Below are 4246 nucleotides of genomic sequence, written 5' to 3'. Positions count from 1 at the left end.
GGGGCGGCCGCCGCGCGCCCCGGGGGGGGGGTGATCTATGCGCTGCCCAGTATGGCCCGCCGCTCCGCCCGCTCGGGCGCCTCGCTGGCCGATGCCATCGGCGAACTCGCCACCGAGCACCGCGCGGCTGTCGAGGACGCTGCCGCCGCGCGCGCCGAACGGGCGGGTGTGCTCGTCAGCGGTCCCCTCGGGCTGTGCTTCCTGCCCGCCTTCCTGTGCCTCGGCATCATCCCGGTGGTCGTCGGCCTGGCGGAACGGGTCCTCGACGGAGGTCTGTTGTGAGCATGTCGATTCCGCCGATCGAGCAGCCCGTCGAGTCGCTCGTGCCGAGGCCGCCTCTTCCAGGGTCGTTCGAAGATTTAACGATCACGAAACCGGACGTCTCCATGTGGAAATGCCCGTCTCGTAACCTGCACGCCCAGGCACTGTCGTTGCGTCTCTCGGGCGGAACTGTCAGCTCACGCAGGAGAATTCATGACCAACTCCCATCGTTTCGTCCATCGCGGCCGCCGTCTGGTCGCCGCCACGCTGGTCGCCGCACTGGGCGCCCTCGGGCTCGCGGCCTGTGGCGGTAGCGACTCGGACGACGCCGACGGTTTCGGCAAGATCAGCGTCCAGTACTCCTGGATCAAGAACGAGGAGTTCGCCGGCGAGTTCTACGCCTATGAGAACGGCTATTACACCGAAGGGGGGTTCGCCGCGGTCAACGGCATCTCCGGCCCGGACACCGGGGTGGCCAAACTGCTCAGCGGGACCGTCCAGGTGGCCTTGAGCGACGCCGCGTCCGTCGGCGCGGCCATCGCCAACGAGGACGCGCCGCTGAAGATCATCGGCGCCACCTTCCAGAAGAACCCCTTCACCATCCTCTCGCTGACCGACCGCGCGAACATCGCCACCCCACAGGATCTGCGCGGCAAGAAGATCGGTGTGCAGGACTCCAACGCCAGCGTCTTCGAGGCCATCCTCAACGCCAACGGCATCCCCAAGAGCGAGGTCGAGGTGGTGCCGGTCGACTTCGATCCCACGCCGCTGATGGAGGGGAAGGTCGATGGCTTCATGGCCTATCTGACCAACGAGGCGCTGACCGTCGAACTGGCGGGCCACAAGGTCACCAACCTGCCCTACGCCGACAACAAGGTGCCCTACGTCGCGGAGACCTTCACCGTGACCGACCAGTACCTGACCGAGAACCGGGACCTGCTCGAGGCCTTCCTGATCGCCGAGATCAAGGGCTGGCGCGAGGTCTTCGCCAACCCGCTCGACGACACCGTGGCCCTGGTCACCGAGTACTACAACAAGGCGGCCTCCGACAACGCCGACGGTCTGGAGTCCACCTTCGGCGCGCTGGACCCGGTGAAGACCAAGCGTGGCCTCGAGGCCCAGAACCTGCTCATCTCCACCGAGGAAACCGAGGCCAACGGCCTGTTCACCATCAGCGAGGAGCTGAAGGCCCAGACCATCGCCTCGCTGGCCGCGGCGGGCTGGGAGGTCACCGCCGACGAGCTCTTCGACACCAGCATCATCGAGAAGATCTACGCGGAGAACCCCGACCTGAAGACCTACCTGCCCTGACCCAGGAGGGCTTCATGTCCATCGACGACACCACCGAAGTCGGCACCGCCCCCGCCGGGGCGGGCACCGGCATACGGATCAGCGGCCTGACCAAGACCTTCCAGGTCGGCCGCGGCCGGACCGTCACCGCCCTCGACAACGCCGACCTGCACACCGAGCAGGGCTCGTTCCTGGCCCTGCTCGGGCCCTCCGGGTGCGGCAAGTCCACCATCCTGCGCATCCTCGCCGACCTGGAATCGCCCACCTCCGGCACCGTGCTGGTCGACGGCAAGACACCGGAGACGCTGCGCCGCAACAGTGAACTCGGCATCGCCTTCCAGGACCACGCCCTGCTGCCGTGGCGCAGCGTGCGCAAGAACATCCGCCTGCCCTTCGAGGTGGCGGGCCGCGAGGTGGACAAGGACTACGTCGAGGAACTGATCGCACTGGTCGGCCTGCGCGGGTTCGAGGAAAGCAAGCCGGCCCAGCTCTCCGGCGGCATGCGCCAGCGGGTGTCCATCGCCAGGGCGCTGACACTCAAACCCTCGGTGCTGCTGCTCGACGAGCCCTTCGGCGCGCTCGACGACATGACCCGCCAGAACCTCAACATGGAACTGCTGCGGATCTGGACCGAGAAACCCGCCACCACCCTGCTTGTCACCCACGGCATCTCGGAGGCGATCTTCCTCTCCGACCAGGTGGCGGTCATGTCGCCGCGCCCCGGCCGGATCAAGGCGATCATCGACGTGGACCTGCCCCGGCCGCGCACCCCCGAGCTGATGCGCACACCGGAGTTCCACGCCCTGGTGGACAAGGCGTCGGAGATCCTCTTCGGCGCCGACGGACGCGCGGACGCGGTGTCGTGAGCGGCCCGCGCGCCGCGGGCCGCCTGCCCGCTCTGTCCGGCAGGTTCGCCGCCGTGCTCGGCACCGTCGGGCTCGTGCTCGGCTGGTGGCTGTTCTCTGTGGTGGCGTTCCGGCCACACGAGGGCACCACCTACGACCCGGTGCCCTCGCCGTGGGCGGTGCTGCGGCAGATCGCCGACGACGGCTTCCGCGCGTACTGGGATTTCTTCTCCGTCACCATCCACGAGGCGGTCGTCGGCTTCCTGTGGGGCAACGGTCTGGCGCTGCTGCTCGCGGCCACCGTGCTGCTCGTCCCACGGGTGGAGACCGTGGTCACCCAGATCGCGGTGGTCACCTACTGCCTGCCGGTGGTCGCGGTGGGCGGCATCTCGATCGTCGCGCTCGGCGGCGCGGAATCGCCCGGCGACCCGTCCGCCACCGCGATCTTCCTGGCCGCCCTCTCGGTGTTCTTCACCACCGTGGTCGGCGCCCTGCTCGGCTTCAAGGCCGCCGACCAGGCCAGCCTCGATGTGGTCAGGGTGTTCGGCGGCGGCCGGTGGCAGCAGCTCTACAAGGTCCGCCTGATCGCCGCGCTGCCCGCCATCCTCAACGCGCTGCAGATCGCGGTGCCCACCTCGCTGCTCGGCGCGGTGCTCGGCGAGTACATGGGCGCCACCGACCGCAGCGTCGGCATCATGCTCATCCGCCTGCAGGGCCAGCTGGACTCGGTGCGCGTGTGGGCGGTGTTCCTGTTGTGCGCGCTGGTCGCCCTGGTCGGTTACGCCGCCTTCGGCCTGCTGGCGCGCCTGGTCACCCCGTGGGTGGCGGGACGGAGGCAGTCGTGAACAAGCAGACGGCGCGCGCGATCGGGCGCGCGTTGTTCGACGCCCTCATGACCGTGGTGATCGTGCTCGCCCTGTGGCAGGCCGTGGTCAGTTTCGCCGGTGTCTCACCGTATGTGGCCAAGGGGCCGCTGGACGTCTTCCAGTTCCTGTTCATCGACGAGGCGGGGGCGAAGGCGGGCGATCTCGCCGCCGACCATCGCGCCGACCTGCGCCCGCTCACCGTCCAGACCCTTCAGGACGCGGGGTTGGGCTTCGTCGTCGGCATGTCCATCGCGGTCGTGCTCGCCGTGGCGTTCTCCCTCTCCCGCGCCGTCGAGGCCGGGGTGCTGCCCCTGGCGCTGCTGCTGCGCAGCGTCCCGCTGGTCTCCATCTCTCCGGTCATCATCCTCATCACCGGTCGTGGCAGTACCGCCTCGGTCGCCGCCATCGGCAGCATCGTGGTGCTCTTCCCCGCCCTGGCGTCGGTCCTGTTCGGCCTCGGCCGCGCGAGCCGGGAGAGCCTCGACCTCGTACGCGTCTACGGCGGCGGAAATCTCACCGCCCTGCGCAAGGTCGCCCTCCCCGGCGCCTTCCCGTCCATCTTCGCCGCCGCCCGCGTCTCCGTGCCCGGCGCGGTGACCGGCGCACTGCTGGCCGAGTGGCTGTCCACCGGAAAAGGCATCGGCGGCTCGATCCAGAAATTCAGTGCCACCGCCAAATTCGACGAGCTGTGGGCCGCCGTCGCCGTCATCACCGCCATCACGCTGATCCTCTACAACGTGGTGCAGCTGGTGGAGAACGTGGTGCTGGCCCGGATGGGGATGGGCAAGCAGCGGGCCTGACCCGGCCTCGCGCTTCCTGGTACCGGCGTCGCGGCCTGCCCGTGGCGACGAGTTCTCTCTCCCCGGGGGGGTGTCCCTATGGTGTTCGTCAAGCTGCTGAGGCTGCAGGTGTGCGGTAGGGCTGTTTGGTGCGGAGCATGGCGAACAAGACGTCGCATCGTCGGCGTGCCAGGCAGATGAGGGC

The 4246-nt window shown here is 68.9% G+C and carries 5 protein-coding genes; all 5 read left to right on the top strand.

All coding sequences use genetic code 11. From position 1 onward, the window contains the following. Positions 1-282: type II secretion system F family protein (locus QH283_RS12655; protein WP_348538280.1), on the top strand; the 282-nt coding region annotated here is incomplete at its 5' end. Between the two features lie 192 nt (positions 283-474). After that, a complete protein-coding gene (locus QH283_RS12650) occupies positions 475-1572 on the top strand; it encodes an ABC transporter substrate-binding protein (protein WP_280503197.1) in 1098 nt (365 codons plus the stop codon). A gap of 14 nt (positions 1573-1586) precedes the next feature. Further along, positions 1587-2417, top strand: coding sequence for an ABC transporter ATP-binding protein (locus QH283_RS12645; protein ID WP_280503196.1), 831 nt, complete (start codon positions 1587-1589; stop codon positions 2415-2417). Then, positions 2414-3241 carry an ABC transporter permease gene (locus QH283_RS12640; RefSeq protein WP_280503195.1) on the top strand — a complete coding sequence of 276 codons (828 nt, stop codon included), beginning with the start codon at positions 2414-2416 and terminating at the stop codon, positions 3239-3241. Before QH283_RS12645 ends, QH283_RS12640 begins: the two co-directional genes overlap by 4 nt. Next, a complete protein-coding gene (locus QH283_RS12635) occupies positions 3238-4062 on the top strand; it encodes an ABC transporter permease (RefSeq protein WP_280503194.1) in 825 nt (274 codons plus the stop codon). The genes QH283_RS12640 and QH283_RS12635 overlap by 4 nt, the downstream gene beginning before the upstream one ends. Positions 4063-4246 lie beyond the last annotated feature (184 nt).

It is taken from the genome of Nocardia farcinica (genome assembly GCF_029867845.1).
GTDB lineage: Bacteria > Actinomycetota > Actinomycetes > Mycobacteriales > Mycobacteriaceae > Nocardia > Nocardia farcinica_A.
Note: the sequence above shows the minus strand (reverse complement) of the source record. Positions and strands in the feature narration are given on the sequence as shown.

Coding starts and splice junctions, on each gene's coding strand:
- QH283_RS12645 (WP_280503196.1), top strand. CDS start 1,587: ATGTCCATCGACGACACCACCGAAGTCGGCACCGCCCCCGCCGGGGCG.
- QH283_RS12650 (WP_280503197.1), top strand. CDS start 475: ATGACCAACTCCCATCGTTTCGTCCATCGCGGCCGCCGTCTGGTCGCC.